Raw genomic sequence first — 1,437 nt, 5'->3', positions numbered from 1 at the left:
TCAATGGCGTCAATCTCTCGTCGCTCCAGTCAAAAGCCCCCGCCTTGGCCGCCTCTCCAATTTTCATTCCGACATATTTATCCGAAACCGCAAGGCAGGTATGCAGCCGTGTCTTGAACCTGTGGACAAAATCTCTGCCGCGTTCTGTTTTCAGTTGATCCAGAAAACGATCGACGACCTCCAAAAGCTTCGGTGGGGCCGGCTCTTTCAGAATAAAGGCACAGAGGTCTTCCAGGGTTCCTGCCATCGGAGCTTCATCACAACCGGGGAAGAGGAGGAACCCGATGTGGATGCCATTGTTCTCCTCATCCTTCACCCACCGATGTGGCCCGTCTGGAGCCGAGAACCCATTGTTCTCCAAGGCCGTTCTGATCTGCCGGACAGCCGAGCTTGCATCCCTTTCCGCATCCCGGACGATCAACAGGGTTTTGATCTCGTCGAAACCGGGGGTAACCTTCAAGACCTTGAGTTGCTCAAGCAGGTCGCTGTTTCCTCCAAAATCCATAACCTGGATGTCCTCTGAAAATCCGGGCGTTGCCGACAAGTGCGTGGAGTTCAGATAGGCAATCAGAAAAAACAGCTCATCCCTTCCCTCGCATAAAATGAGGTATCTCTTCTCTATCCTGGTATTTTTTCCCCTTGTCTCCGAGAGACCCCGAGCCGCGCCCATCGCCATTAGCGGACCTCCATCTCCATGGCGGTGTTCAACAGATCCCCGGAATACCTGCGGGCGACGATGTCTTTATCGTCCCCGCCACGGTCAATCCTGAAGTAGCAAAAATCGTCCCGTGCCGCATCCCCTGCGGCCACGGCGCCTCGAATGCACTCATAGCTGTGCGTGGTCGCAATGACCTGGCAGCGGTTCTCCCGCGCGGTTTTCATGACCGCCTTCCACAGGCTGTCGTACACGGAGTAATGAAACCCCGTCTCGATCTCGTCGATGAGGAGAACCGCATTCGGGGCAGGATTGCTCATGATCGTCAAAAGAATGGAAAGCAGACGGTTGACGCCGTCGCCGGCCATTTTGAGGGGCAGCAACCGCCCCCTCATTTTTGCGTAGAGCTGGGGCTGCCCACCAATGACCAACGTGGTGATGTCCGAAATGGAGCCGTCAATGACCTTCAGAGCCGAAATCACCTGCTCCTTCCTGCCTTCAAACTCCAGCTTGCCCAGGGCAGTGACGTCGCTGTCGTTGTTGAGCCTCGCGGCTGGGATATAATTCGTAACAGGCAACTGGGCCAACGGCTGAGCTGTCGCCGGGTTATTGCCTGCGCTCGCATCTCTCCATATCCCTGAGGGGCTCAACATAAAGTGGCCGCCATCGGAAAAATCGCCGTAGACGAAATCAAATTTCAGAGTATAAGTTCGCCTGGCAGATGAAATAAACTGGTTCATCAGCTCCTGCGGAATGTTGCTGGGATTGACCGGAATAAAAGC

The 1,437-nt window shown here is 54.8% G+C and carries 2 protein-coding genes; both read right to left on the bottom strand.

The window, feature by feature from the left end; genetic code table 11:
• The coding region (locus tag SY1_RS01885; protein ID WP_208872576.1) for a DUF3226 domain-containing protein at positions 1-676 on the bottom strand (676 nt) is incomplete at its 3' end.
• The coding region (locus SY1_RS01880) for an AAA family ATPase (protein ID WP_208872575.1) at positions 676-1,437 on the bottom strand (762 nt) is incomplete at its 5' end. The genes SY1_RS01880 and SY1_RS01885, both read right to left, overlap by 1 nt.

This window comes from Fretibacterium fastidiosum (genome assembly GCF_000210715.1).
GTDB classification, from domain to species: Bacteria; Synergistota; Synergistia; order Synergistales; family Aminobacteriaceae; genus Fretibacterium; species Fretibacterium fastidiosum.
The sequence above is the reverse complement of the archived record's forward strand: the minus strand, read 5'-3'. Positions and strand labels throughout refer to the sequence as shown.